This window comes from Acinetobacter sp. YH01020 (assembly GCF_013420275.1).
In the GTDB taxonomy this organism is placed as follows: domain Bacteria; phylum Pseudomonadota; class Gammaproteobacteria; order Pseudomonadales; family Moraxellaceae; genus Acinetobacter; species Acinetobacter amyesii.
In genome coordinates this window covers 1-23404 of the sequence record NZ_VOYN01000042.1, presented here as the reverse complement: position 1 = coordinate 23404, position 23404 = coordinate 1, and the positions used below count along the sequence as shown (strand labels likewise).

At 40.4% G+C, this 23404-nt stretch carries 25 protein-coding genes; 12 read left to right on the top strand and 13 right to left on the bottom strand.

Going from position 1 to position 23404, the window contains the following annotated elements:
• Positions 1-79 precede the first annotated feature (79 nt).
• Positions 80-673 (bottom strand): nucleoside triphosphate pyrophosphatase, encoded by a 594-nt coding sequence (locus FTT85_RS14055; protein ID WP_180183803.1) that lies wholly within the window; start codon positions 671-673, stop codon positions 80-82.
• The gene (locus FTT85_RS14050) at positions 673-1056 is read right to left on the bottom strand and encodes a DUF2237 family protein (RefSeq protein WP_078188698.1); all 384 of its coding nucleotides are present in this window, start codon (positions 1054-1056) and stop codon (positions 673-675) included. The genes FTT85_RS14055 and FTT85_RS14050 overlap by 1 nt, the downstream gene beginning before the upstream one ends.
• A gap of 140 nt (positions 1057-1196) precedes the next feature.
• Here FTT85_RS14050 and FTT85_RS14045 point away from each other — a divergent pair, with 140 nt between their 5' ends.
• From FTT85_RS14045 to FTT85_RS14030, 4 genes are all read left to right on the top strand, one after another.
• Entirely contained in the window at positions 1197-2384 is a 1188-nt protein-coding gene (locus FTT85_RS14045; protein WP_180183802.1) for a phosphoglycerate kinase, read from the top strand.
• A gap of 151 nt (positions 2385-2535) precedes the next feature.
• Entirely contained in the window at positions 2536-2811 is a 276-nt protein-coding gene (locus FTT85_RS14040; protein ID WP_180034801.1) for a hypothetical protein, read from the top strand.
• Positions 2812-2933: 122 nt separating this feature from the next.
• On the top strand, positions 2934-3971 hold the full coding sequence (gene fba / locus FTT85_RS14035) for a class II fructose-bisphosphate aldolase (protein ID WP_078193509.1): 1038 nt from the start codon (positions 2934-2936) through the stop codon (positions 3969-3971).
• Positions 3972-4082: 111 nt separating this feature from the next.
• Positions 4083-4937, top strand: a complete 855-nt coding sequence (locus tag FTT85_RS14030; RefSeq protein WP_180183801.1) for a DMT family transporter — start codon at positions 4083-4085, stop codon at positions 4935-4937.
• Here FTT85_RS14030 and FTT85_RS14025 read toward each other — a convergent pair.
• From FTT85_RS14025 to nfsB, 3 genes are all read right to left on the bottom strand, one after another.
• The gene (locus FTT85_RS14025; RefSeq protein WP_257232169.1) at positions 4897-5127 is read right to left on the bottom strand and encodes a hypothetical protein; all 231 of its coding nucleotides are present in this window, start codon (positions 5125-5127) and stop codon (positions 4897-4899) included. The genes FTT85_RS14030 and FTT85_RS14025 overlap by 41 nt on opposite strands.
• A gap of 148 nt (positions 5128-5275) precedes the next feature.
• Complete coding sequence (locus FTT85_RS14020; RefSeq protein ID WP_180078415.1) at positions 5276-5509, bottom strand: hypothetical protein; 234 nt, start codon at positions 5507-5509, stop codon at positions 5276-5278.
• A gap of 115 nt (positions 5510-5624) precedes the next feature.
• A complete protein-coding gene (gene nfsB, locus FTT85_RS14015; protein ID WP_180023792.1) occupies positions 5625-6278 on the bottom strand; it encodes an oxygen-insensitive NAD(P)H nitroreductase in 654 nt (217 codons plus the stop codon).
• A 252-nt stretch (positions 6279-6530) separates the two neighbouring features.
• On the opposite strand from nfsB, the gene hpaI reads away from it, so the two are divergent.
• Positions 6531-7325: a 4-hydroxy-2-oxoheptanedioate aldolase gene (hpaI, locus tag FTT85_RS14010; RefSeq protein WP_180163594.1), complete on the top strand. Its 795-nt coding sequence runs from the start codon at positions 6531-6533 to the stop codon at positions 7323-7325.
• A gap of 328 nt (positions 7326-7653) precedes the next feature.
• The gene (locus tag FTT85_RS14005; RefSeq protein WP_180183800.1) at positions 7654-7872 is read left to right on the top strand and encodes a transposase; all 219 of its coding nucleotides are present in this window, start codon (positions 7654-7656) and stop codon (positions 7870-7872) included.
• Between the two features lie 133 nt (positions 7873-8005).
• Here the strand turns inward: FTT85_RS14005 and FTT85_RS14000 are convergent, their stop codons facing one another.
• A complete protein-coding gene (locus FTT85_RS14000; RefSeq protein WP_180183799.1) occupies positions 8006-8725 on the bottom strand; it encodes a UDP-2,3-diacylglucosamine diphosphatase in 720 nt (239 codons plus the stop codon).
• Positions 8726-8847: 122 nt separating this feature from the next.
• Entirely contained in the window at positions 8848-9357 is a 510-nt protein-coding gene (locus FTT85_RS13995; RefSeq protein WP_078193500.1) for a peptidylprolyl isomerase, read from the bottom strand.
• Positions 9358-9525: 168 nt separating this feature from the next.
• On the opposite strand from FTT85_RS13995, the gene FTT85_RS13990 reads away from it, so the two are divergent.
• The gene (locus FTT85_RS13990; protein WP_180183798.1) at positions 9526-11253 is read left to right on the top strand and encodes a glutamine--tRNA ligase/YqeY domain fusion protein; all 1728 of its coding nucleotides are present in this window, start codon (positions 9526-9528) and stop codon (positions 11251-11253) included.
• 135 nt (positions 11254-11388) lie between these two features.
• Entirely contained in the window at positions 11389-12300 is a 912-nt protein-coding gene (locus tag FTT85_RS13985; RefSeq protein WP_180078426.1) for a bestrophin family protein, read from the top strand.
• A 9-nt stretch (positions 12301-12309) separates the two neighbouring features.
• Here FTT85_RS13985 and FTT85_RS13980 read toward each other — a convergent pair whose 3' ends face one another.
• Positions 12310-13233, bottom strand: coding sequence for a LysR family transcriptional regulator (locus FTT85_RS13980; protein ID WP_180078428.1), 924 nt, complete (start codon positions 13231-13233; stop codon positions 12310-12312).
• Between the two features lie 96 nt (positions 13234-13329).
• Here FTT85_RS13980 and FTT85_RS13975 point away from each other — a divergent pair, with 96 nt between their 5' ends.
• On the top strand, positions 13330-14391 hold the full coding sequence (locus tag FTT85_RS13975) for an aldo/keto reductase (RefSeq protein WP_180183797.1): 1062 nt from the start codon (positions 13330-13332) through the stop codon (positions 14389-14391).
• Between the two features lie 83 nt (positions 14392-14474).
• Positions 14475-14933: an SRPBCC domain-containing protein gene (locus FTT85_RS13970; protein ID WP_372491103.1), complete on the top strand. Its 459-nt coding sequence runs from the start codon at positions 14475-14477 to the stop codon at positions 14931-14933.
• Between the two features lie 139 nt (positions 14934-15072).
• Here the strand turns inward: FTT85_RS13970 and FTT85_RS13965 are convergent, their stop codons facing one another.
• Positions 15073-15609: a lecithin retinol acyltransferase family protein gene (locus tag FTT85_RS13965; protein ID WP_078193494.1), complete on the bottom strand. Its 537-nt coding sequence runs from the start codon at positions 15607-15609 to the stop codon at positions 15073-15075.
• A 135-nt stretch (positions 15610-15744) separates the two neighbouring features.
• On the opposite strand from FTT85_RS13965, the gene FTT85_RS13960 reads away from it, so the two are divergent.
• Positions 15745-16521, top strand: coding sequence for a phosphodiester glycosidase family protein (locus FTT85_RS13960; protein ID WP_257220784.1), 777 nt, complete (start codon positions 15745-15747; stop codon positions 16519-16521).
• Positions 16522-16577: 56 nt separating this feature from the next.
• Here the strand turns inward: FTT85_RS13960 and FTT85_RS13955 are convergent, their stop codons facing one another.
• From FTT85_RS13955 to putA, 4 genes are all read right to left on the bottom strand, one after another.
• Complete coding sequence (locus FTT85_RS13955) at positions 16578-16826, bottom strand: hypothetical protein (RefSeq protein ID WP_111883726.1); 249 nt, start codon at positions 16824-16826, stop codon at positions 16578-16580.
• 262 nt (positions 16827-17088) lie between these two features.
• Positions 17089-17313 carry a hypothetical protein gene (locus tag FTT85_RS13950; protein WP_078188679.1) on the bottom strand — a complete coding sequence of 75 codons (225 nt, stop codon included), beginning with the start codon at positions 17311-17313 and terminating at the stop codon, positions 17089-17091.
• Between the two features lie 252 nt (positions 17314-17565).
• Positions 17566-18648, bottom strand: a complete 1083-nt coding sequence (gene trmA / locus FTT85_RS13945) for a tRNA (uridine(54)-C5)-methyltransferase TrmA (protein ID WP_180128105.1) — start codon at positions 18646-18648, stop codon at positions 17566-17568.
• Positions 18649-18877: 229 nt separating this feature from the next.
• Entirely contained in the window at positions 18878-22609 is a 3732-nt protein-coding gene (gene putA, locus FTT85_RS13940; RefSeq protein ID WP_180183796.1) for a trifunctional transcriptional regulator/proline dehydrogenase/L-glutamate gamma-semialdehyde dehydrogenase, read from the bottom strand.
• 133 nt (positions 22610-22742) lie between these two features.
• On the opposite strand from putA, the gene FTT85_RS13935 reads away from it, so the two are divergent.
• On the top strand, positions 22743-23237 hold the full coding sequence (locus FTT85_RS13935) for an Lrp/AsnC ligand binding domain-containing protein (protein ID WP_180183795.1): 495 nt from the start codon (positions 22743-22745) through the stop codon (positions 23235-23237).
• Positions 23238-23404: the final 167 nt, after the last annotated feature.

Below are 23404 nucleotides of genomic sequence, written 5' to 3'. Positions count from 1 at the left end.
AGTAAGTGACTTTTTAATCATTAGCCCATAAAGAGCTAATGATGTGTTTATTATGCTGTAACAGATAATAATTTTAAAATTATGGGACTAAAATCTTAAGCTCACGCAAAATATTGCAGAGTTTAATCATCGGCATACCCATGAGTGTGGTTTGGTCTTGCCCGATCATTTCTTCAAATAAGCTAATCCCTAAACTTTCACACTTAAAACTGCCAGCGCAGTGTAGCGGCTGTTCAACCTGAACATAACGTTCAATTTCAGGCAAGCTAAGTTTGCGAAACTTCACTTTATAGTGCTCGACAAGGGTTTGTTCAAAACCTGTTGATTTTTGTTGGACACTGAGTGCTGTACTGAAATAAACGATTTTGTCTGAATTGGCTTGAAGCTGCTTAACGGCTTTTTCATCGCAAAGCGGTTTACCAATAAAAATATCTGGTGCGCCTTCGCGCCATGCGACTTGGTCAGAACCAATCACAATTGCGTCTGGGTGCTGGTTTGCAATTGCATAAGCTTTTTCAAATGCCAGTCGTTTTGCTAACTCATCGGCGTGGTTCTCACCGCGAGGTGTTTCGTCTATATCTGGTACGATTGAGTGGTAATCAATCCGTAAACGGTCCATCAGGTCTTTACGGGTTTGGCTGCTCGAAGCCAAAATGATTTTGGGAGTACTCATTACACTGCATATTCCATAAGTACATCAAGCGGCACATAAGACAGCGCCGCTTGGTGACACGCTTGTATTTTAATAGGTGGGGCAAATCCTTCTTGATACGCTTCCACCCAGCGAGTCACACAGATACACCAGAAGTCACCAGGTTGTAGTCCTGGAAAACCAACTTCGGGTAAGGGTGTGATTAGGTCATTGCCAACTTTTTGGGAAAAGTTTAAAAATTCAGATGTCATTTGTGCACACATCGTATGCTGACCAAGGTCTGTTGTTGCTGTATGGCAAAAGCCATTTCTAAAATATCCGGTAATCGGATCAAAACAACAGCTTGCCAAGGGTTCGCCTAAAACATTTAAACGATTAATATTTGGGTCTGGATGAATCGACATAAGCGCTGAATCTTTATAAGGCTTTTCGCTATCATAACAAAACTTTGGCTCTACATAGCTTTTCTGCAAAAGAAGCTAACGTTTTTCTGCATAATCATTTAAAATCGTCGCGTTTTGATATCAATAAAAGAGAGTAATGCATGAACTTTCAGCGTATGACTGACCTTGATTTGGCGGGTAAACGTGTTCTGATCCGTGAAGATCTTAACGTACCAGTTAAAAATGGCGTGATTACAAGCGATGCACGTTTACGTGCGGCGTTGCCAACAATTAAAGCAGCTGTAGAAAAAGGTGCTGCTGTAATGGTGTATTCACACTTAGGTCGTCCTGTTGAAGGTGAGCCTAAAGCAGAACAGTCTCTAGCACCTGTAGCCGCTTATTTAACAGACGCTTTGGGTCAAGATGTTCAACTGATCACTGATTATTTGGACGGTGTTGACGTTGCGCCAGGTCAAGTGGTTTTACTTGAAAACTGCCGTTTCAACGTGGGTGAAAAGAAAAACAATCCTGAATTATCAGCTAAATATGCAGCACTTTGTGATGTTTACGTTATGGATGCATTTGGTACGGCTCACCGTGCAGAAGCATCGACTGAAGGCGTAGCACGTTGTGCAAAAGTGGCTGCCGCAGGTCCTTTACTTGCTGCTGAGCTTGATGCGCTAGGCCGTGCACTTAAAACTCCTGCAAAACCAATGGTTGCGATTGTTGCAGGCTCAAAAGTTTCTACTAAATTAGATGTATTAACTTCACTATCTGACATTTGTGATCAATTGATCGTGGGTGGTGGTATTGCCAATACATTCTTAGCTGCTGCGGGCTTCAATGTTGGTAAATCACTTTGTGAAAATGACTTGATCGATACAGCAAAAGCCATTGCTGCAAAAGTATCAGTACCACTTCCAACAGATGTTGTTGTTGCTGATGCTGCTGAAATTGATTTTGCAGACTTCCTCGGTTCATTAGCTGCTGCTAAAGCTGTCGTGAAAAAAGTTGAAGATGTATCAGACAATGACATGATTTTGGATGTGGGCCCTGAAACTGCAAAAGCATTTGCAGAAATCTTGAAAACTTCAAAAACTATTCTATGGAATGGTCCAGTAGGTGTGTTTGAAGTTGATCAATTCGGCGAAGGCACCAAAGCATTGTCTTTAGCGATTGCAGAATCTGAAGGCTTCTCGATCGCGGGTGGTGGTGACACGCTTGCTGCAATTGATAAATATGAAGTTGCAGACAAAATTGGTTACATCTCGACTGGTGGTGGTGCTTTCCTTGAATTCGTAGAAGGTAAAACACTCCCTGCTGTAGCAGCGCTTCTTGACCGTGCTTAATTTAGTATTATCAATAAGATAATACAGTATTAAAAAAGGTTGGCTTCGGTCAGCCTTTTTTTATCGCCCATTCATTTTGCCGTCATCAAAGTGCAATATTTCTGCAATAAAATTCATCGCAACACCTAATTTGCAGTAGTAGGAAACAACGATGAACTTAAAACTTGCACTTGCTGTACTTTTAATCGCACCATTAACTTTGACAGCTTGTGCTAAAAAAGAGTCTGCACCAACGGAATCAGAAGCATCTGCTGTTGCCGTAGACAATGCTCAAACAACGCCAGAACAACAAAAAGCCATTGATGAACTTGATAAGCCAGTATTGGATGAAAAGAACCAAGATGTTCCTGCTGAAATTGCAAATGCACCTGCAGACGAAGCAACAGCTGACGCTGAAACAGCCGCTTCAGCAACAGCAGCTCACTAAGATTGTTGTCTTTATTTAAAAAGTCCCTGCAAATGCAGGGATTTTTTTTTAAATAGTGTTATTTGTTGCTGAATTGAAATGATTGAGCATGTAGAATATGCGGCATTACCTGGGAGGATATTATGGCTCTTATTTCATTGCGCCAGCTCTTGGATCACGCCGGCGAACATGCTTACGGCGTACCAGCATTCAACGTAAACAACTTAGAACAAATGCGTGCAATTATGCTTGCAGCAGATGCAACAAATTCACCTGTAATTGTACAAGCATCTGCGGGTGCACGTAAGTATGCAGGCGCTCCGTTCTTGCGTCATTTGATTTTGGCAGCAATCGAAGAATGGCCACATATTCCTGTGGTTATGCACCAAGACCATGGTACTAGCCCTGATGTATGTCAACGTTCTATTCAACTTGGCTTCTCATCAGTGATGATGGACGGTTCTTTAGGTGAAGACGGTAAAACGCCAACTTCATACGAATACAACGTAGACGTGACTCGTCGTACTGTTCAAATGGCACATGCGTGTGGCGTTTCAGTAGAAGGCGAAATCGGTTGTTTAGGTAGCCTTGAAACTGGTATGGCTGGTGAAGAAGATGGTGTAGGCGCTGAAGGCGTACTTGATCATTCTCAGCTTTTAACTTCAGTTGAAGAAGCGCGTTCATTTGTAGCTGATACCAATGTTGACGCACTTGCAATTGCAGTGGGTACTTCACACGGTGCGTACAAATTTACTCGCCCACCTACAGGTGACATCTTAGCGATTGACCGTATTAAAGAAATTCACGCTGCGTTACCAAATACGCATCTTGTAATGCACGGTTCAAGCTCTGTGCCACAAGAATGGTTAGCTGTAATTAATGAATTCGGTGGTAACATCGGCGAAACTTATGGTGTTCCAGTAGACCAACTTGTAGACGCAATCAAACACGGTGTTCGTAAAATTAACATCGATACTGACTTACGTCTTGCATCTACAGGTGCTATGCGCCGTATGATGGCTGAAAAACCAGCTGAATTTGACCCACGTAAATTCTTCTCTGCAACTGTTGATGCAATGAAACAAATTTGTATCGATCGTTATGAAGCATTTGGTACAGCGGGTAATGCTGACAAGATTCGTCCAATTTCTTTAGAGAAAATGGTGAGTCACTATAAATAATTTGTCTTGAGATAGATTATTTTTGAAGAAAAGCCCACAATTAAGTGGGCTTTTCTTTGATTTGAACTTAGAAAAATTGCTTTAAATACAACTCAAGAATAAGAGCGTGTCATGGAATTGATCTTTGCTGCCGCGATTTGCAGTGTTCTCGTTTCAGTAATTCTAAAACTCTGTCGTGATCGGGGTTTTAACCCTGCACAAATGATCACATGGAATTATGTATCTGCGAGTATTTTATGTTTTCTGTGGTTTAAGCCGGATCTAGCGCATATTTCAATTAATAAAACACCATGGGTTTTAATTGCGGCTTTGGGTGTATTACTGCCGACGATTTTTTATTGCTTAGCACGTTCACTGCAAACTGCGGGTATTTTAAAAACCGAATTGGCTCAGCGCTTATCTGTTGTGCTTTCTCTTAGCGCAGCCTATTTTATTTTCAGTGAATATTTTAATGCCATTAAGCTCATTGGTATTGCACTTGGTGTACTTGCGGTATTACTGATTTTATTTTCACAGCGCAAGGGAAGCATTGATGGAAAGCAGGGGATTTTATTTTTATTAAGCGTTTGGGCAGGCTATGCACTGATTGATGTGTTATTAAAATTTGCCTCAGGTTTGGGCATGCAGTTTGCAGTGACTTTAAATCTGGTGTTTATTTGTGCATTTTTACTTTCGAGTATTTATAACATCGTACAGCACGGCAGTTTGGGGCAGACCAAAAATATCCTCGCTGGATTGGGCTTAGGTCTCTTAAACTTTGCCAATATTGCACTGTATGTGAAAGCCCACATGTTGCTTAAAGATACACCAGCAATCGTCTTTGCTGGCATGAATATTCTGGTCGTGGTTTTAGGTGTGGTTGCGGGCCTCATCATCTTTAAAGAAAAATTGAGAGTCGCAACCGTATTTGGTTTGATTGCAGGGATCATGAGTGTGGTTTGCTTAGCATATGCCATGTCTGTCTAAGATAATTTTTAGCAAAAACGATCGGGTGTTGTAGTAAATCATCCCATTCAGCCACGCCCATGAGCAGTCCTTGATCTCGACAGATTGGACACTCAGGGCAGTGATGATCAGTATATTGATAAGTATGCAGATACATTTGATGGCAATGACCGTATTCAAACTTCATCGGCATTTGTAGTAAATATGACATGTCCCACCTCTGCTTGAATTGTTGTTTTGATTCAAATTATTCAGCAAAGTTCAGACCAATTTATAAATTTTCTATTTTCACATTGTTGCTAAATATGTCGTTATTAAAAAAGCCCTTGTATTGAGGGCTTTTAGTTTTAGATGCTTAGTTAACGCGTGAATTGTTGAAAACGTTGTAAGGTATTTTCAAAATAACATTTACCCACTGCAACGGGGTGTTTTAGGAAATCTTGTGTTTCAATGGTGCCTTGTAATTGACCCGGTTGTTTACAGTTAGGGCAGTTTGGATAGCTATGGAGCATATCGCCCGCATATTTTTGTAAATAAACCGTATTGCAAGCTTCGCAATGAAATTTCATAGGTAATTTTATAGCTGTAGGCATAGGGAGAGACCTGAGTATATTTTGAGCAGAATATACTCGATAATTGTTTAAATAATAAGTCCCGAAATGACAAAAAAGAGGCAAAATCGCCCCTTTCGTCGGTTTTATGGAAAGCTTAAAGATGTGTAAAAATTTCTTCAGCATTCAGACGTGATTTAGGTAATTTCGCATTAAAATCATTTTCGCTACGATAGCCTAAAGTCATCAGTACAGAAGGAATCAAGTTTTGTTCAACTAAGCCCAATTCTTCAGAGATGATCGCTTCGTCAAATCCGCCAATTGGAGTTGCATCCACACCTTCAATGCCTGCTGCCAAAAGCATTTGACCTAAAGCAATAAATGTTTGGTTTTCAGCCCAACGTTGAATATCACCTTTTTCATTACGATAATAATCGACATAACCTGTACGGCTGTCTTTTTGACCTTGTTTGGCTTTGTCATCTTTAAAGCGACCACTACGATCATCCTGATTTAAAAGATTATCTAAATGCTCTGCAGTGATGTCTGCTTTAGTACAGAATAAAATCGTATGTGATGAATCTAAAACTTTTGGGGCATTGTAGGCATATTTTCCTACTAAGGCTTTGGCAATGCGTTGTTTGGCTGCATCATGATCTGCAATAAAAAAATGCCAAGGCTGAATATTGATGGAAGATGGTGTTAAACGGAGTATTTGTAATAAACGCTCAAATTGTTCCTGTGGAATTTTTTTAGCAGGATTATATGCTTTCGTGGTATAGCGTTGTTTTGATACGTTTAACAGATCCATCGAATATCTCCAGATATAGTTTGCTGTAGTTTAGCGGATAAATGGACAAATGGTCTAAGGAGAAAATTTTCCAAAGATAGATCTTAGTCGTATATGCTGGACTCAATGGCTAAAAATTAACAGATTTAAGCTGTATGAAGTGCGAATTAGAGTTATATAAAATCATAAGATAGATAAATGCTATTGGTAGTTTTTGCCAAAAGGCGTTTAATCAATTGTAGTTAATCATAGTTTAAGCATGAGACAGCAGCGATGGATTACACCAATCATTTCAAGAAAAAATTAAAAACCGAACAGCAGATTGGTTTGTGGGTCGGTTTAGCCGATGCTTATGGGACTGAAATAGCTGCAAATGCAGGTTATGACTGGTTGCTAATTGATGGCGAGCATGCACCAAGTGACTTACGGACGACATTGTCGCAATTGCAAAGTATTGCAGCATATCCTTCGCAAGCCGTAGTTCGACCTCCAATTGGTAGTGTGCAATTGATCAAACAATTGTTGGATATCGGTGCGCAAACCTTGCTGATTCCTATGGTTGAAACTGTTGAACAAGCTCAACTTATGGTTAAAGCCGTACGTTATCCACCTGAAGGTATTCGTGGAGTAGGTGCAGCATTAGCACGTGCAACACGTTGGAACAGTATTCCAGACTACTATGCAACTGCACATGAAAATATCTGTTTACTGATTCAGATTGAGTCGGTTGAGGGGATTAAAAACTTAGAAGAAATACTGAAAATTGAAGGCATCGATGGAGTATTTATTGGTGCCGTGGATTTGTCGGCGACTATGGGTTATCAGGGGAATCCGAACCATCCTGAAGTACAAAAAACCGTGATTGATGCGATTCAGCGTATACGTAAGGCGGGTAAAGCCGCGGGTATTTTGTCAACACAACATGAAGTGACTCAGAAGTATATTGAGTTAGGCACAGAATTTGTTGCTGTGGGTGTCGATACCAGTGTGCTCATGAATTCGTTACGTGAGCTTTTATCGAAGTACAAAACTGATACCCCAGTGACGAAATCAGAAGGTGGTTACTAAGCGGTACAACCCTCGTTATATTATTGAATATCTAGGTAGTTAATTTACTCGTTGGTTAAAAAAATTAATTCAAAAATTTTAGCAAAAGTAGTGACATAGAGTATGTATAAGTTCTACTTTTGCTAATCAAAGCGCAATATTGTATACTTCTGCTTAACTCGAAGCGGGTAATGTTCCTGCTTATCTTTTTTATTTAGCTGATTGTGATTTATCTGTATTCAAGCTTCTGACTTGAATCATATCTTTGTAACTACAGAATTATTATTCCAAACCCGATTGATTAATCTCTTTGTTCTGTCACAAAAAGCTCACATGTTGAGTAAATCTTTTGAATATTTTAAATACTTGGCAAACTGCCAAAGCCGTAAATGGCGACGAAATTAATGTGAAATTGGTGCCTTTAAAACGTCAACAAAATACCAATGCTGGTTTAATTTGGGTTGATGTTGGGCAAATAATTGAATTAGAGACAGGCGAAACATTTAACCTGAATCTAGATGGCAAAAGCTTCTATACTGGCCCAAATCAGCTATATCGCTTAGCCTAAAAGCAAAAAACAGCAGATCATCTGCTGTTTTTTTTTGCTTAATTAAAAGTCCACGTTTGCATTGTCTGGATACGTACATTAATCAGATATGATGGTGAGTTTTTCTAAAGGCTAACGATTAGAAAGCTATGGACTAGTAAGACCAAATTTTTAATTTTAAATCGCTCACAGATTGGCTTTCATCAAACTCTAATATTTGAGCTTGTTCTGCACGCCAGTCCCCTAAAACGATACGGTGTTTACCATGCACATCATGTATTTGGGGGCGGTGGGTATGTCCATGAATCAGTAGATCGGCTTGCTCTAAAGCTTTTTCTACAGCTTCGGCATTTACATCCATAATGTCATAGGATTTAACTTGCTTGGTTTCTGTACTTTTTTTGCGGAAGCCATTGGCGATTTTTTGTCGAATGCTAAGCGGTAAGCTCTTTAAGAAACCTAAAAGGAAAGGATTACGAATCACTTTACGAAACTTTTGGTAAGACACATCATCAGTGCAAAGTAAATCGCCATGTTCAAGGCGAATTTTATAGTTGCCAATGTGGAGACAATCCACGTCTTGTAATAATTGACCGTGAAATATATCTAAAAACTTTTGACCCAATGCAAAGTCACGATTACCTACTTGGAAATAAATTTGATTTCCCAAAGCAGTAAAATCTTTTAGCGCTGCAATGATTTCATCTAACCATGGGGCAGTAAAGTCATCACCAATCCAAGCATTAAACCAATCACCTAAAATATACAGCTGGGTATTTTGAGTTTTGTATTGTTCTAACAAAGCTAAAAACCCCCGAACGAGTCGAGGGTGTTCAGGTGACAAATGTAAATCAGCGATAAACAAATAGGTCACGAATCTTTTCCTTATTCTAAAAATCCCTCCCAGCCTCCCTTTGGAAAAGGGAGGAGTTCCGACATTTATTTCATATTGAAACTCCCTCCTTTATTAAAGGAGGGTTGTGGAGAATTTAAAAATTATTCAGAAATGATTTTAGCTGATTCAATTACAACGTTCTCTAGAGGAACGTCTGCGTGGTAGCCACGGTTACCAGTGCGAACGCTTTTGATTGCGTCAACAACGTCAAGACCTTCAACTACTTTACCAAATACTGCATAGCCCCAACCTTGCGCTGTTTTACCAGTATGGTTAAGGAAGGAGTTGTTTTTAACGTTAATGAAGAATTGAGCTGAAGCAGAATGAGGTGCTTGAGTACGTGCCATAGCGATCGTACCAACATCATTGCTTAAACCGTTGTCAGCTTCGTTTTCAATAGAATCACGAGTTGTTTTTTCTTTGAAGTTTTCATCCATGCCGCCGCCTTGGATCATGAAACCATCAATAACACGGTGGAAAATCACGCCGTCATAGAAACCATCGCGAACATACTGTAAGAAGTTTTCAGCAGTTTTAGGTGCTTTTTCAGTGTTAAGCTCAAGAACAATACGACCTTTATTGGTGTTTAATTCGACTTGAGGAAAACTCATTGTGTAATCTCCTGTACATGGACATGAAAGCCATGGGTTTTTTGGTTGTGAGAAGCATAAGCAAACTGTAAACTACAAGGCAAGTAAAAACGTTACTTTCTTTGTTAAAAATAAAGAAAAGCGTTTTAATTATCCTAATTTTATCTTTATAGAAGTGATTTTATTACCATGAAGCCAAACGATGTTGTTTCATCCCTGCCTAACAATCCGACAACCAAGAACAATGCCCCTGTCGAAGCTGCGCAGCAGGAACAACAGCCAGGCTTAGATTTTGTACGTCAAGTCATTACAGATGATTTATCTGCAGGTCGTACCGAACAAGTTGTAACACGTTTTCCACCAGAGCCAAATGGCTACCTACATATTGGTCATGTAAAAGCTATTTGCCTAAACTTTGGTATTGCTCAAGAATTCGCAGGTCTATGTAACCTCCGTTTTGACGATACAAACCCGGATGCCGAAGAGCAAGAGTATGTAGACGGTATTGCCAATGACGTGAAATGGCTAGGTTTTGAGTGGAATGGCGAGCCACGTTATGCATCGAGCTATTTTGATCAGCTTTACGCTTGGGCAGTTCAATTGATTGAACAAGGTGATGCTTATGTGGATTTGCAAAGCCCTGAAGAAATCAAACTGAACCGTGGTAATTTTGTTGAGCCGGGTAAAAACTCGCCGCAACGTGATGCTAGCGTAGAAGAAAACTTAGCGCGTTTTGAACAAATGCGTAATGGTGAGTTGGGAGAAGGTCAGGCAGTACTACGTGCCAAAATTGATATGACTTCACCTAACATCCATATGCGTGATCCTATTTTGTATCGTATTTTGCATTCTGAACATCACCAAACTGGTGATAAATGGAAAATGTACCCAATGTACGACTATGCGCATCCATTATCAGATGCCATTGAAGGGGTTACGCATTCACTGTGTACACTAGAGTTTGTTGATCACCGTCCATTCTATGACTGGGTTGTCGAGAAAGTTAAATCACCATCTGTACCACATCAGTATGAATCAAGCCGCCTAAATGTAGATTACACCATTACCTCTAAACGTAAATTACGTAAATTGGTTGAAGGTGGTTTTGTGAATGGTTGGGATGACCCACGTATGCCTACCGTTGTGGGTATGCGCCGTCGTGGCTTTACCCCAGAAGGTCTGCGTGACTTCTGTAAACGTGTAGGTGTAACTAAAGTCGATGGCAGTATCGTAGATGTTGCAATGCTTGAATACTGCATCCGTCAGTCTTTAGAAAATACTGCTTCGCGTGGTATGGCAGTGTTGAATCCACTCAAAGTGACTTTAACTAACTTGCCTGAAGCAATGGATTTGGTGCATGCACGTCATCCAAATGTAGACATGGGTGACCGTATCATTCCGTTGACTCAAGACATTTACATTGATCGTAAAGACTTTGAAGAAGTTGCGCCTAAAGGCTTTAAACGTCTTATTCCGGGCGGTGAAGTGCGTTTACGTCATGCGTATGTGATTAAGTGTGATGAAGTGATTAAAGACGAGAACGGTGAAGTGGTTGAATTGAAATGTTCAATCGACCCTGAAACTTTAGGTAAAAACCCTGAAGGCCGTAAAGTGAAAGGTGTTGTACATTGGGTTTCTGCAAGCAAGGGTATTGCTGCGGAAGTTCGTATCTACGACCGTTTATTCACTGAATCAGACCCTGAAGTGGGTGATGACTTCCTTGCAAACTTAAATCCAGAATCACTTAAAGTGGTTCAAGCGGTCATTGAGCCTGCATTGGCAGAAGCAAAACCTGAAGATCGTTTCCAATTTGAACGTGAAGGTTACTTTGTTGCAGATCAGTTTGATCATACAGCTGAAAAACCAGTGTTTAACCGCATCTTAGATTTGAAAGACAGTTTTAAACCGGGTAAATAAAATCTTAGTTTTTAAAGGGATTCATCTTTGAATCCCCAATAGGTTAAGATCAAGTAGGTTAAGATTAAGCTCAACTTCGGTTGGGCTTTTTTCATGCTTGAGATGGTTCATTTAGGCAGTACAGAGGGGAAATAAGTGATCATTCGAAATAAAAATAATAGCTTTAAACTTTTATTTGCATGGCATGGCACGATACTCCCAAAAGTCATGCCTGCGTTGGCTGTCGTCGTGAGTTTGTCGGCGATTTTGGTGTATCTAAGCGCTGCACACTACCTGAATACGCCTGAAGTTCCAGCCATCGGATTTACCATCTTTGGGGTGATTCTGTCGATTTTTTTGAGCTTTCGAAATACTGCCTGTTATGACCGTTGGTGGGAAGGGCGCAAGCTTTGGGGCTCATTGATTGCCAATACACGCCACATGATTCGTGATAGCCATGTACTTGAAGATGAGCAAAGAACCGTGTTGATGTACCGCATCATGCTGTTTTGCAATTTGTTACGTGATCGCTTACGCTATGAATCACAAGATATTGCACATTTTAAAGACGGCGTAGCTTTGACGGATCAGCAATGGCAGCAATGCCGAGACAATATCAATGCACCACAGTATTTACTTGAAATTATTCAAAAAGATTTAGTCAAAACCTATAAACAAGGTCAGATTACAGACATTATTTACAGCACGCTTACACGTCATACCGTAGCGATGGGTGATATCCATGCAGGCTGTGACCGTATCATGACCACGCCATTACCATTTTCCTATTCGGTGCTTTTACATCGTGCAGTGTATTCATTTTGTCTGATTTTGCCATTTAGCCTAGAGGCCAGTTTAGGGATATGGACACCTGTCATTGTGGCTTTGATTGCATATTTATTTTTAGGTTTGGATGCGTTAAGTGCAGAACTGGAAGAGCCTTTTGGCTTGCAGGAAAATGATTTACCGTTGGACTCAATTGTACGAAACATTGAGCGTGAAATGTATAGCAGCTTAGAAGTTGAACTTCCGCCGCTGATTAAGACTTTTAACAGTAATTTAAGATAAATTCTTGGCCTAATTTTCAGATAAATTCGGCGATACGTACCAAGCATATTGATGCTGAAAATAATCGTCCAAGTGTCGCATAAAAGCCTGTACTTTAGGCGGAACAAAATGTCGATGCGGAATTACCACATAGATTGCAGTACTTTGAATAGGGATCTTGGGTAGAACTTGGATGAGCTGGCCAGATTGTAAATCTTCATCCACATGCCAGATAGAGTGGTTCGAAATGCCTAAACCTGCAAGTGCTGCTTGGCGTATGCCTTCGCCTGAGTTGATATGAAATTGCCCTGAAACGGGTATTTTTATGCTGTGTTGATCTTGGAAAAATGTCCAATGCTGCGAAACACCCTTAGGGTATTTCTGCAAAATGCATTGGTGCATGGAGAGCTCTTCTAGGGAGTGAGGTTCGCCATGTTGTTCGATATAGCTAGGCGAGGCACACAAAATACGACGGTTTAAGCTGAGCGGTTTAGCAATCAGTGATGAGTCTTCTAACTGTCCAATACGTATCGCAACATCTAAACCTGCGGAGACCAAATCTAAATTTTGATCGGTCTGTTCAATATCCAAAGTCAATGTTGGATGCAACTTGGCAAAGGCTGCAAATACTGGCCCTAAAATACGATTTCCAAAAACTTCTGAACATGTGATTTTTAATACGCCGCTGAGTTGTTGTGGTTCAGGCTGAAATTGGCTCAGGAGAGAATTAAATTGTTCGAATAAGGGAAAACCTTGCTGCAATAAAACAGCACCTTCCTGTGTTAAATGTAGCTGCCGTGTAGTGCGATGAAATAAGCGCAGCCCTAAACTATGTTCAAGTCTGTGTAGACGGCTACTAGCGACAGAAACAGAGAGATTGGCTTCTTTAGCGGCTTGACTGATTGAACCCAGTGCCGCCATTCGTGTAAATAAGTCGAAATCTTCAGTTAGCATTATCAATATAATCAATAAAGTCTTTCTCGATATTCAGGGTTTTTCTGATAAATATCTGTACCTATTCTGTGTATAAATAAAACACAGGAAATCACCATGAACTATCACAATCTAGGGCAATCTGGCCTACAAGTTTCAGAGTTTGGTTTTGGAGCAGGTACATTTGGCGGGCAAGGCCCAATTTTCTCTGCATGGGGGCAAGCGAGCTTAAATGATGCTCAGCGCATGATTGATCTCTGTATTGATCAAGGCGTGAATTATTTCGATACCGCAGATGCTTATTCAAATGGTGCCTCTGAGCAGATGCTCGGTGCATTACTTCAATCAAAACGCCAAGAGGTGATTATTTCCAGCAAAGTGGGTATCCGATTGAATGATGGAATCAATCAAGGTGGATATTCTAGAAGCTATTTAATTCAAGCCGTGGAGGCGAGTTTAAAGCGGTTAGGCACAGATTATATTGATGTGCTGCAGCTGCATCAGTTTGATAGCACGACGCCACTTGAGCAGCTGATGCGCAGTTTAGATGACTTGGTACGTAGTGGAAAAGTTCGCTATATCGGTGCATCGAATTTTTCAGGCTGGCAGCTTATGAAAGCACAGTCGATTGCCCAACAGCATGGCTATGAAAAGCTAAGTGTGCATCAAGTCTATTATTCTTTGATTGGACGTGACTATGAATGGGAGTTGATGCCTGCGCAGCATGATCAACACATTGGTGCAGTAGTTTGGAGTCCGTTGGGCTGGGGGAGATTAACAGGAAAATTTGATCGTGAGCATGCGATTCCAAAGCAAAGTCGGCTGCATGAAACAGCACAATTCGCACCGCCAGTTCGACACGAGAAGTTATATGCGGTGTTAGATGTAATGCAAGAAATAGCCATGGAAACAGGGCACTCTATCCCGCAGATTGCATTGAATTGGCTGAAAACCAGACCGACAGTTTCTAGCATTTTGATAGGCGCACGTAATGAACAGCAACTGTTGGATAACCTTGCGGCGAAAGATTGGTCGTTAAGCGTAGAGCAGTTAGCCCGATTAGACGCAGTCAGTGCAGTGTATCCACCTTATCCATACTATCCCTATTGGAATGGGCAATTTACAGAGAAGAATCCCACGCTAGTGACATCAGCATTTATTACAGAACATACAGCATAATAGGGCAATAACAATTCAGTGGTAGGCAATGATCAGTTCTCTGTGCTATCACTGAATAAAATTAAAATACTGTAGGAATGCTGATGAGTGTCGTGATTGAAACCCAGATGTTAATTCGTAAGTCCATCAATATCGTATTTAATGCTTTTGTTGATCCTTTAATAACACAGCATTTTTGGTTTAGTGCATCGAGTGGCTATCTAGAAGAAGGTAAAACCGTGCAATGGACTTGGCAGAAATATAATGCAGTCGCCGATGTAGACGTGCTGAGTATTAAGGAAAACAAATTAATTCAAATACAGTGGGGAGAACCAAAAACTCAAGTCGATTTTATTTTTGAGCAGATTAGCCCGATGGAAACCTACGTTCGTATCAAAAATTCAAAGATTCCTCTGCAAGGTCAGGCATTAATTGATTTTATTATCGATAGTACAGGTGGTTTTACAACGGTTTTGGATGCAGCCAAAATTTATTTAGAACATGGCCTGCAAAGCAATTTGGTTGAAGATAAATTTCCACCTTTTAGCAATGCGAACTTTTAGCAATGTGAAGAGTGACCAAAATTAAGCATGACATCTGATACGCCGTAAGGAAAAGCTTGTGTATTAGCGCAGTATTTCTAAGCAATGTGCTGATGTATTGAAATTTGATAAAGCCACGGTTCAATGCTGCTGCAGTGAATTAACGATTTTTATGTTCTTCACGCTTTAAATAGGTATAAACCGGCATCTGCATTTTGGCTTTTTCGCGCAGTTTCTTTTTGATATAGAACACCAGTGCAAAGCAAGTAGTGGTCACGGTCAGCATCATACTGCTCATAAAACTCATCAGAGAACTGACATAGCCAATCGTGGTGAGTCGGTTCATCATACGGAACACTTGAGGACTACTTTCAACGCCGGTAATAGCCCATGTGCATAAGTGTTCACAGTTATTAATAATCAGATGATAGTTGTTTTCATGCATGCGAGAGCGCATACGACGCACCACTTTACGACCTTTAAATTTTGGATTGCTATATGACTGAACGATAATTTTTTTGCCGTGGCTGAATTTTTCGATCGAAGTCATTTCAATTGGATGTTTTTTGAAAAGGTGTGCAAAACCAGAGTAGTGAATGACTCTACCGCGGCCGGCATATATGCCATGATGGCTATAACCGAAGTGTTTAACAATAAGATGTGTTCCAAGAGGAAAACCATCTTTCTGCACGTGCATGAATTTACCAGTCCTACTTTAAATCCGAATTATTTTTAAAGATTAGTCTACTTTTAATCTGTGAATTAATCGACTATTTTAGCGATGATTTAGCTAAAATTTGTTCGATTTTTAACGCACGCTATGGATAGGGTCATGCTTGGTGTTCAATCAACCTCAATGTTTAAAAAAATGCGCTTTATGATGCTGCTCGGTCTGATTTTCTCACCGACTATTTCCTATGCCAATATTCAAGCGAAACGTGTCAGTCAGCCCATTGCCGTGGATGTGGTTGAAATTTCGGATCTGAGTCAACTGAAGCTCTATTTATATAATGCAGAGCAGCAGCCATATCGAGACTTACAGCGTTTAAAGCAGGCATTAGCGCGTAAATGTAATACGATGAACTTCGCAATGAATGCAGGGATGTATCATGCAGATTTAGCGCCTGTTGGTCTTTACGTTGAAAATGGGCTGCAGAAAAAAGCCTTGAATCGTGCAACACGAGGCTTTGGCAATTTCTTAATTCAGCCGAATGGTGTTCTAGCATGGAATGACAAGCAAGCGGTGATATTAACTACACAAAAATATGCTTCCACAAATTTTAATGCACGTTATGCGACGCAGTCAGGCCCGATGCTAGTGGTAGATGGAAAAATCAATTCAAACTTTATCCCACAGTCAGATTCATTGAAAATCCGCAATGGTGTGGGGATCAAAAACGGCAAGTTGTATTTTGTGATCAGTCGTGAAGGCGTGTCGTTTTATGCATTTGCACAATATTTTAAGCAGCAATTATCGATTAACAATGCCTTGTATTTAGATGGATCTGTGTCTAGTGCAGATATTCAAGCATTGAATAGACATGATTCAAGTTTGAAAGCTTTAGGGCCAATTGTAGCGTATACAACAGCATTTCAATGCAAACAATAAAAGCCCGAATGGTCGGGCTTCATGTATACAGTCTTTAGATTGATAGCAACTACTGTTTATTTGCCGACTAAACCTAAAAAGGTACTTTGGGTTTGGCACATTTGAATGGCTTGTTCTTTAGATTGTTTTTTAATACTTTCTTCAAACTGTTTTTTCTGTTCTTTGATTTGCTCTTCGTTTAAGCCCATTTGTTTCGATAAGGCTTCGAGTTTGTCCCAAGATTCTTCGCATTCTTTGGGAATTTGGCTACAAGCACTTAGACTAAGTATGCAGCAGGCGATTAGGCAAATTGTTAATTTATTCATGTTCATTCCTTTAGTTTTTATATCAATCCAGTTTAGTGGTTATCTGCTTTTTATTTGAGCAATATTAGGTTTTATTGTCGTGTGTTTAAAAATTAGACATCACTGAGTTGCCTTGGAGCATAGCATAAAAGCTGTAAATAGCGATGTGGCCAATCCACAAAACCTGATCTGTAAATAAGCGGCATACTTTTGATTAGACTAAAAAATGAAAAAGGCACTCTGTAAAACAGAATGCCTTGTTTGAACATTGAATGTTCAGACTCTACTGTAGAGGTAGATGCTGGATTTCATTTAATTCCTTACGGCTATAACCACGCGAAGCGAGTACTTTTTTGATACCGAGGATAACATCTTCATCCGTTGCCTTTGTAAGAGCAGCAATAAGCTGTTCATTGGTTTTACAAGAGCAATCATTTTCAACACAGGCAATTTGATTCTTATGCCCGTTTTGCTGTTCTTTAGCGAACAACTTATGCCAAAAACTCATAGAGCCTTCATTTGCGACCTAACATAGGACGAAATATAACCAATCCAATAAATAAAGCAAGACTACTAAAGTGATATTTTAGCCAGTTGAATGATCATTTTTTCGATTGGACTTTTAGAATCTTTGCCTAATTGATATAAAAAGGCATCTATTGCACTGCATGTGGCGAGAAAATAAAGCTTTTTTAGCATATAAAAAAGGAGCTTTTAGAAAGCTCCTTTTATGACAATAACATGACTTGAAATAATTTGTTTAAATCTTCTCAAGAAACACACCAGACTCTACATGGTGTGTATAAGGGAATTGATCAAACAAGGCAAATTTACTGATTTTATGCGTTTGTGAAAGCAGTTTAAGATTGTCATGTAAAGTATCTGGGTTGCATGAAATATAGATAATGCGTTCAAAACGTTGCAACAGTTTTAGTGTTTCATCATCGATACCTGCACGCGGTGGATCGACAAATACCGTATCGAAGTTATAGCTTGAAATTTCAATCTCAGCTTCTTCAAGGCGGCGGAATGTACGTTCAGCATTGTAGGCTTGGGTAAACTCTTCAGCTGAAAGACGAGCCACTTGGATATTATCAATGCCATTTTGCTCAATATTCCACTGTGCTGCATAGACTGAAGACTTGGCTAATTCTGTTGCCAAAACGCGATTAAAGCGTGTAGAAAGTGGCAGCGTGAAATTACCATTACCACAGTAGAGCTCAAGTAAGTCTTTGTCTGAGTGATCCGCAACCTGACACGCCCATTCCAGCATTTTTTGACATACGCCGGCATTGGGCTGCGTGAAGCTACTTTCGATTTGTTTGTACTGATATTTACGGTCAAACACTTGGAGTTCTTCAATCACATAGTCATCAGTCAAAATCACGCGCTGACCACGACTACGACCATAAATCTTGATATTGAGCTTTTCAGACAGCGCTTTGGCAGCAACTTCCCATTCAGCATTGAGCGGGCAGCGGTAAACCAATGAAACCAGCATTTCACCTTTCAGCGTCGCTAAGAAATGAACCTCAAATAAACGGCTCGATAAGATCTCTTGGGCCTTAAGTTCATTTAATAATACGGGCATTAAATCATTAATGCTTTTATCTGCAATCGGGAAATCTTTAATTTCTACAACTTGTTTTTCATTGTCTGCATTGCGTTCAAACATTGCATAGAACATATCATTTTCAGTATGCCAAATTCGGAATTCCGCTCGCATACGAAAGTTTTGTTCAGCAGAAGGAAAAACTTCTAAAGAGGGAGGGTTGTATTCTGAAAATTGAGCCGTAATGCGGGCAACTTTGGCATCAAGTTGTTGCTGATAAGTTGAAGTCATATGCAGTAAAAAATCGCAAACATATTAAAAAAAGTCATGTTAGCAAAATTCACCTTATAAGACTAAATTAATTCCACTTTTGGCTGTATTTATCTGTCGAGAAAATGAGTCTGAATGCGCTAAACAGAATATTTATCTAGGGGTAGTTAAAAAAACGCTCAATCTTTATGGAACATTCATAAAGATTGAGCTAAGTGAGGAACTGATTAGTTGGAGTTCATTCGAATGTTTAATTCATCGTCATTAAGCTGGCATTACCACCGGCTGCCGCTGTATTGACACTGATTGCACGCTCAATCACAAAACGTTCTACAGGGATGTCATATTGGCCTGAAGCTAAATGCGTAATGCCAATAATTGCACCTTCACGAGAAGCGATAACCTGTTGAATTTTCAACAACTCGGCTTTTTCACCATGATGTAAAACTGCATCAAAATTGCCATGATAAATATCCGTGATCACTTTAAATTGGTCCACGAGGATTTTTGGCATGCTATTTAAGTGTTTCAACACAAAAGTATTGTCTGCAAGTACGACGGGCTGACTACCCACCGATAAAATCGCAGCAATTTGATTCAGTTGATCTGCATCATTATTAGCCAATGAAAGCACACCTTTACGTGCCAAAATGGCATATTGGTTGTTTTCACCAGTTGGGCCTTGCAGTTCAAAACTTTGTCCTGCAGCTATGGCCTGCGGTGTTTGAATAGCAATGCCTGAAAAATGCTGCTTCGCCCAAGTGTTAAAAGCTTCATATGCAGGGAAGTGTGCAGCTTGCGTTTCTGCATGAGCTGCATACGGTGAAGCTAGTTTTTTCTCAGAAACTTGATGCATTAAACGGTAAAGATATAAAGGACCGCCCGCTTTTGGACCAGTACCTGATAAGCCCTCGCCGCCAAAAGGTTGTACACCAACCACAGCGCCTACAATATTACGGTTAATGTACAGGTTGCCGACTTCTGCATGACCGATAACTTTTTGAATCGTGTCATCAATACGTGTATGCAAGCCCATGGTTAAACCATAACCTTTGGCATTAATTTGCGTTAATAGGTTTTCAATCTCACCATATTTGTAGGTGATTAAATGCAATACTGGCCCAAAAACTTCGCGTTCTAAATCATTTAAATTTGGCAGTTCAATCAAAGTTGGTGCAACGAAAGTTCCCGTACTTAAGGCATTGCCATCAGCATTAAACATGATTTGATGTACTGGATAGCCTTTGCTACGCATCTTCTCAATATGTTTTTCAATATTTTGTTGTGCTTCAAGGTCGATCACTGGGCCAATGTCAGTTGCTAAAAGTGCAGGATTTCCGACACGAAGTTGCTTCATCGCACCTTGTAACATGGTACGGACTACGTCCACATTATCTTCTTGCACACAGAGAATACGCAGGGCAGAACAGCGTTGACCTACACTGTCATAGGCAGAGTTAACGACATCCAATACCACTTGTTCTGTCAATGCTGATGAGTCAACAATCATGGCATTTTGACCACCAGTTTCAGCAATCAAAACCACACTTTCGCCAAATTGGTTTAAGCGCTGTGCAACGGTTTTTTGCAAGATACGTGCGACTTCCGTTGAGCCTGTAAACATGATGCCTTGGACACGTGAGTCCGCGCTGAGTTTGGCCCCAATGGTTTCGCCACGGCCAGGGAGAAGTTGCAATACATCGAAGGGAACACCTGCTTCCCATAAAATATGTACAGCTTGAGCAGCAATCAGAGGCGTTTGTTCAGCAGGCTTGGCAATCACGGTATTACCTGCAACCAAGGCTGCAGCAATTTGACCTGTGAAAATAGCAAGCGGGAAGTTCCATGGGCTAATGCACAGCACAGTACCTAGGGGTTCAATTTGCGTATTCTCTGCTAGATCAATTATTTGAGCTGCATAATAACGTAGGAAATCTACAGCTTCACGGACTTCAGCAATAGCATTGGCATAAGTTTTACCACTTTCACGTGACAACAACACCATCAGAGATTGCAATTGTGCTTCCATCAAATCCGCCGCACGGTTTAAGCATGCTGCACGCTGATCTTTGTCTAAAGTTTTCCATGAACTTTGGGCATTTACCGCATTATTGAGAGCGATTTCCGCTTGTTCTAAACTGGCTTCGCTGACACTGCCGACCACATCACTACGGTTTGCAGGGTTGGTAATGTTGATACTTGCTGTATGAATTTCTTCTAAATTAGCGCCCATTGCACTGGCATGCCACTGGGTATGTGCATGCTGTACTGCCGTGGTATTGAGCTGAGATAAGTCGCGATCATTGGCTAAATCGAGTCCTTTTGAGTTGCGACGTTCTGTGCCATACAAATCTTGCGGAAATGGGATAGAAGGATGCTTAGCGCCAGTGATACCTTCTTTTTCAGCCGTCGCTAATATCGTCTGTCTTGGATTTTCAATTAAATCTTCAATTTTTAAATTTTTATCTGCAATACGGTTGACGAAAGAGGTATTCGCACCATTTTCCAGTAAACGTCGAACTAAATAGGCCAATAAGGTTTCATGGTTACCCACTGGTGCATAAATACGACAAGGCACACCCAGTTTGTTGTCAGAATTCGAACCCACCACTTGTTCATAGAGGGGTTCACCCATGCCGTGAAGGCACTGAAATTCATACTGGCCTGGATAGTAAAGCTCTGGCTGTGCTAATTGGTAGATCGTAGCAACAGTTTGCGCATTGTGTGTTGCAAACTGAGGATAAATTTGCTCAGGTGCAGCCAAGAGTTTTTTAGCACATGCAATATAAGATAGGTCGGTATGAACTTTGCGCGTAAATACAGGATAGTCACTCATACCCTCAATTTGCGCTTTCTTAATTTCGCTGTCCCAGTATGCACCTTTCACTAAGCGGATCATTAAACGTTTTTGGCTACGCTTAGCGAGGTCAATAATATGGTCGACCACATAGAAACAGCGTTTTTGGTAGGCTTGAATCACAAATCCAATACCTTTCCAGTCCGCTAATTTAGGCTCAAAACACAGGCGCTCAAGTAGTTCCAAAGAAATTTCTAGGCGGTCAGTTTCTTCAGCATCAATGTTTAGACCAATATTGTAATGCTTGGCTAATACAGCAAGTTCTAGCACTTTGCCATAAAGCTCGTTATGCACACGGTCGATCTGTGAACGTTGGTAGCGTGGGTGTAGGGCAGATAATTTGATCGAAATGCCTGCTCCGTTATAAACATCCTTACCTTCAGAAGCTTGACCAATCGCGTGGATCGCATCGGTATAGTCTTGATAATAACGTTCTGCGTCAGGTTCAGTTAATGCTGCTTCACCTAACATGTCATATGAATAGCGGAAGCCTTTGTCTTCTAATATTTCTGCATGTTTAAGTGCTTCATTGATGGTCTCACCTGTAACAAACTGTTCACCCATCATGCGCATAGCCACGTCTACAGCTTTACGGATAATGCCACGTCCACTGCGTGCTAAAATACCGGTGAGTAGGCTAGACAGACTTTTTTGTTGAGGGGTTTCCATTAGTTTGCCCGTCAGCATTAATCCCCAAGCAGCAGCATTTACGAACATGAGGCTACTTTGGCCAACATGATCTTTCCAGTTACCTTGGTTGATTTTATCTTTGATCAGTAAATCACGTGTTGCTTTGTCTGGAATACGGAGTAGCGCTTCAGCTAAACACATGAGCGCAATGCCTTCCTGAGAAGACAATGAAAACTCTTGTAGCAAGCCTTGTACAATGCCTGCTTTACCTGTACCGCTTTTACGTTCACGTAATGAATGGGCTAAGTCAAAAGCCAATTGTTGAATTTGATCGCTGATCGGGGAAGGGATTTCACTGTATGCTAATAAGTTTTCAATGCACTCAGTTTCAGCACGACGCCATGCTGTATTAATCGATTGTTCAAAGCTATTCTTGTCTTTAAATTCAGTGATGTAGTCATCGCTTCCCGTGACTTCAAATACTTTTCCATTCATGTTTCAATTTTCCGTGTCAAAGTTCTATGACGAGCAAATAAATCTTGAGCTTGATCCTTTATTTAATTTATCATCACAGAATATTTAGCGAATAACTCACTATAGTTTTAATAATATTTAGAGAAAAATTCAGATGACTAGCCCATATTTGAGCTTAGACCGTATAGATATTCGAATTTTAGAGCTGCTGCAAGAAGACGGAAAATTGTCCAATATTAAGCTTGCAGAAATGGTGAATTTATCACCCACTGCGGCGTTGGCACGTGTGCAAAAGTTATCGAAAGAAGGCTTTATTTTAGGCTATGAAGCACGTTTAAATCCGGTCTTACTCAACAATGGATTTGTGGTTTTTGTAGAGATTTTACTAGATAAAACCACGCCCAATGTATTGGAAGATTTTTCGGATGCAGTACGTCAAATTCCAGAAATCGTAGAATGTCACATGATCAGCGGTGGTTTTGATTTTGTAGTGAAAATACGCTGTGCAAATATGGAAGAATTTAGAAAAATTTCAGGGCAGGTGCTTTGGCAGCTACCTGGTATCAAGGAAACGCGTAGTTATCCTGTGATGGAAGTGATCAAAGAAAGTATGCAAATTAAGCTGAAACCTGCGGCTCGGTCGAAGTAGCTAATCATCAATAATCGAGTATAAAAAAGGGGCATTTAGCCCACTGCTGTCCCATAGTTTGACTTAAATAAAAAACCTGAGTCCAAAATAGTTAAAATGTAAGTGCTAACAAAGACTTCAACTATAAAGGATTCAGGTTTTGTCACATCAGAATACCGTATTTCATC

Bases quoted from the DNA above. Each gene is read 5' to 3' on its own strand.
- FTT85_RS14055 (WP_180183803.1), bottom strand. From the start codon at position 673: ATGAGTACTCCCAAAATCATTTTGGCTTCGAGCAGCCAAACCCGTAAA.
- FTT85_RS14050 (WP_078188698.1), bottom strand. From the start codon at position 1,056: ATGTCGATTCATCCAGACCCAAATATTAATCGTTTAAATGTTTTAGGC.
- FTT85_RS14045 (WP_180183802.1), top strand. From the start codon at position 1,197: ATGAACTTTCAGCGTATGACTGACCTTGATTTGGCGGGTAAACGTGTT.
- FTT85_RS14040 (WP_180034801.1), top strand. From the start codon at position 2,536: ATGAACTTAAAACTTGCACTTGCTGTACTTTTAATCGCACCATTAACT.
- fba (WP_078193509.1), top strand. From the start codon at position 2,934: ATGGCTCTTATTTCATTGCGCCAGCTCTTGGATCACGCCGGCGAACAT.
- FTT85_RS14030 (WP_180183801.1), top strand. From the start codon at position 4,083: ATGGAATTGATCTTTGCTGCCGCGATTTGCAGTGTTCTCGTTTCAGTA.
- FTT85_RS14025 (WP_257232169.1), bottom strand. From the start codon at position 5,127: ATGTCATATTTACTACAAATGCCGATGAAGTTTGAATACGGTCATTGC.
- FTT85_RS14020 (WP_180078415.1), bottom strand. From the start codon at position 5,509: ATGCCTACAGCTATAAAATTACCTATGAAATTTCATTGCGAAGCTTGC.
- nfsB (WP_180023792.1), bottom strand. From the start codon at position 6,278: ATGGATCTGTTAAACGTATCAAAACAACGCTATACCACGAAAGCATAT.
- hpaI (WP_180163594.1), top strand. From the start codon at position 6,531: ATGGATTACACCAATCATTTCAAGAAAAAATTAAAAACCGAACAGCAG.
- FTT85_RS13995 (WP_078193500.1), bottom strand. From the start codon at position 9,357: ATGAGTTTTCCTCAAGTCGAATTAAACACCAATAAAGGTCGTATTGTT.
- FTT85_RS13990 (WP_180183798.1), top strand. From the start codon at position 9,526: ATGAAGCCAAACGATGTTGTTTCATCCCTGCCTAACAATCCGACAACC.
- FTT85_RS13980 (WP_180078428.1), bottom strand. From the start codon at position 13,233: ATGCTAACTGAAGATTTCGACTTATTTACACGAATGGCGGCACTGGGT.
- FTT85_RS13975 (WP_180183797.1), top strand. From the start codon at position 13,330: ATGAACTATCACAATCTAGGGCAATCTGGCCTACAAGTTTCAGAGTTT.
- FTT85_RS13970 (WP_372491103.1), top strand. From the start codon at position 14,475: ATGAGTGTCGTGATTGAAACCCAGATGTTAATTCGTAAGTCCATCAAT.
- FTT85_RS13965 (WP_078193494.1), bottom strand. From the start codon at position 15,609: ATGCACGTGCAGAAAGATGGTTTTCCTCTTGGAACACATCTTATTGTT.
- FTT85_RS13960 (WP_257220784.1), top strand. From the start codon at position 15,745: ATGCTTGGTGTTCAATCAACCTCAATGTTTAAAAAAATGCGCTTTATG.
- FTT85_RS13955 (WP_111883726.1), bottom strand. From the start codon at position 16,826: ATGAATAAATTAACAATTTGCCTAATCGCCTGCTGCATACTTAGTCTA.
- FTT85_RS13950 (WP_078188679.1), bottom strand. From the start codon at position 17,313: ATGAGTTTTTGGCATAAGTTGTTCGCTAAAGAACAGCAAAACGGGCAT.
- trmA (WP_180128105.1), bottom strand. From the start codon at position 18,648: ATGACTTCAACTTATCAGCAACAACTTGATGCCAAAGTTGCCCGCATT.
- putA (WP_180183796.1), bottom strand. From the start codon at position 22,609: ATGAATGGAAAAGTATTTGAAGTCACGGGAAGCGATGACTACATCACT.
- FTT85_RS13935 (WP_180183795.1), top strand. From the start codon at position 22,743: ATGACTAGCCCATATTTGAGCTTAGACCGTATAGATATTCGAATTTTA.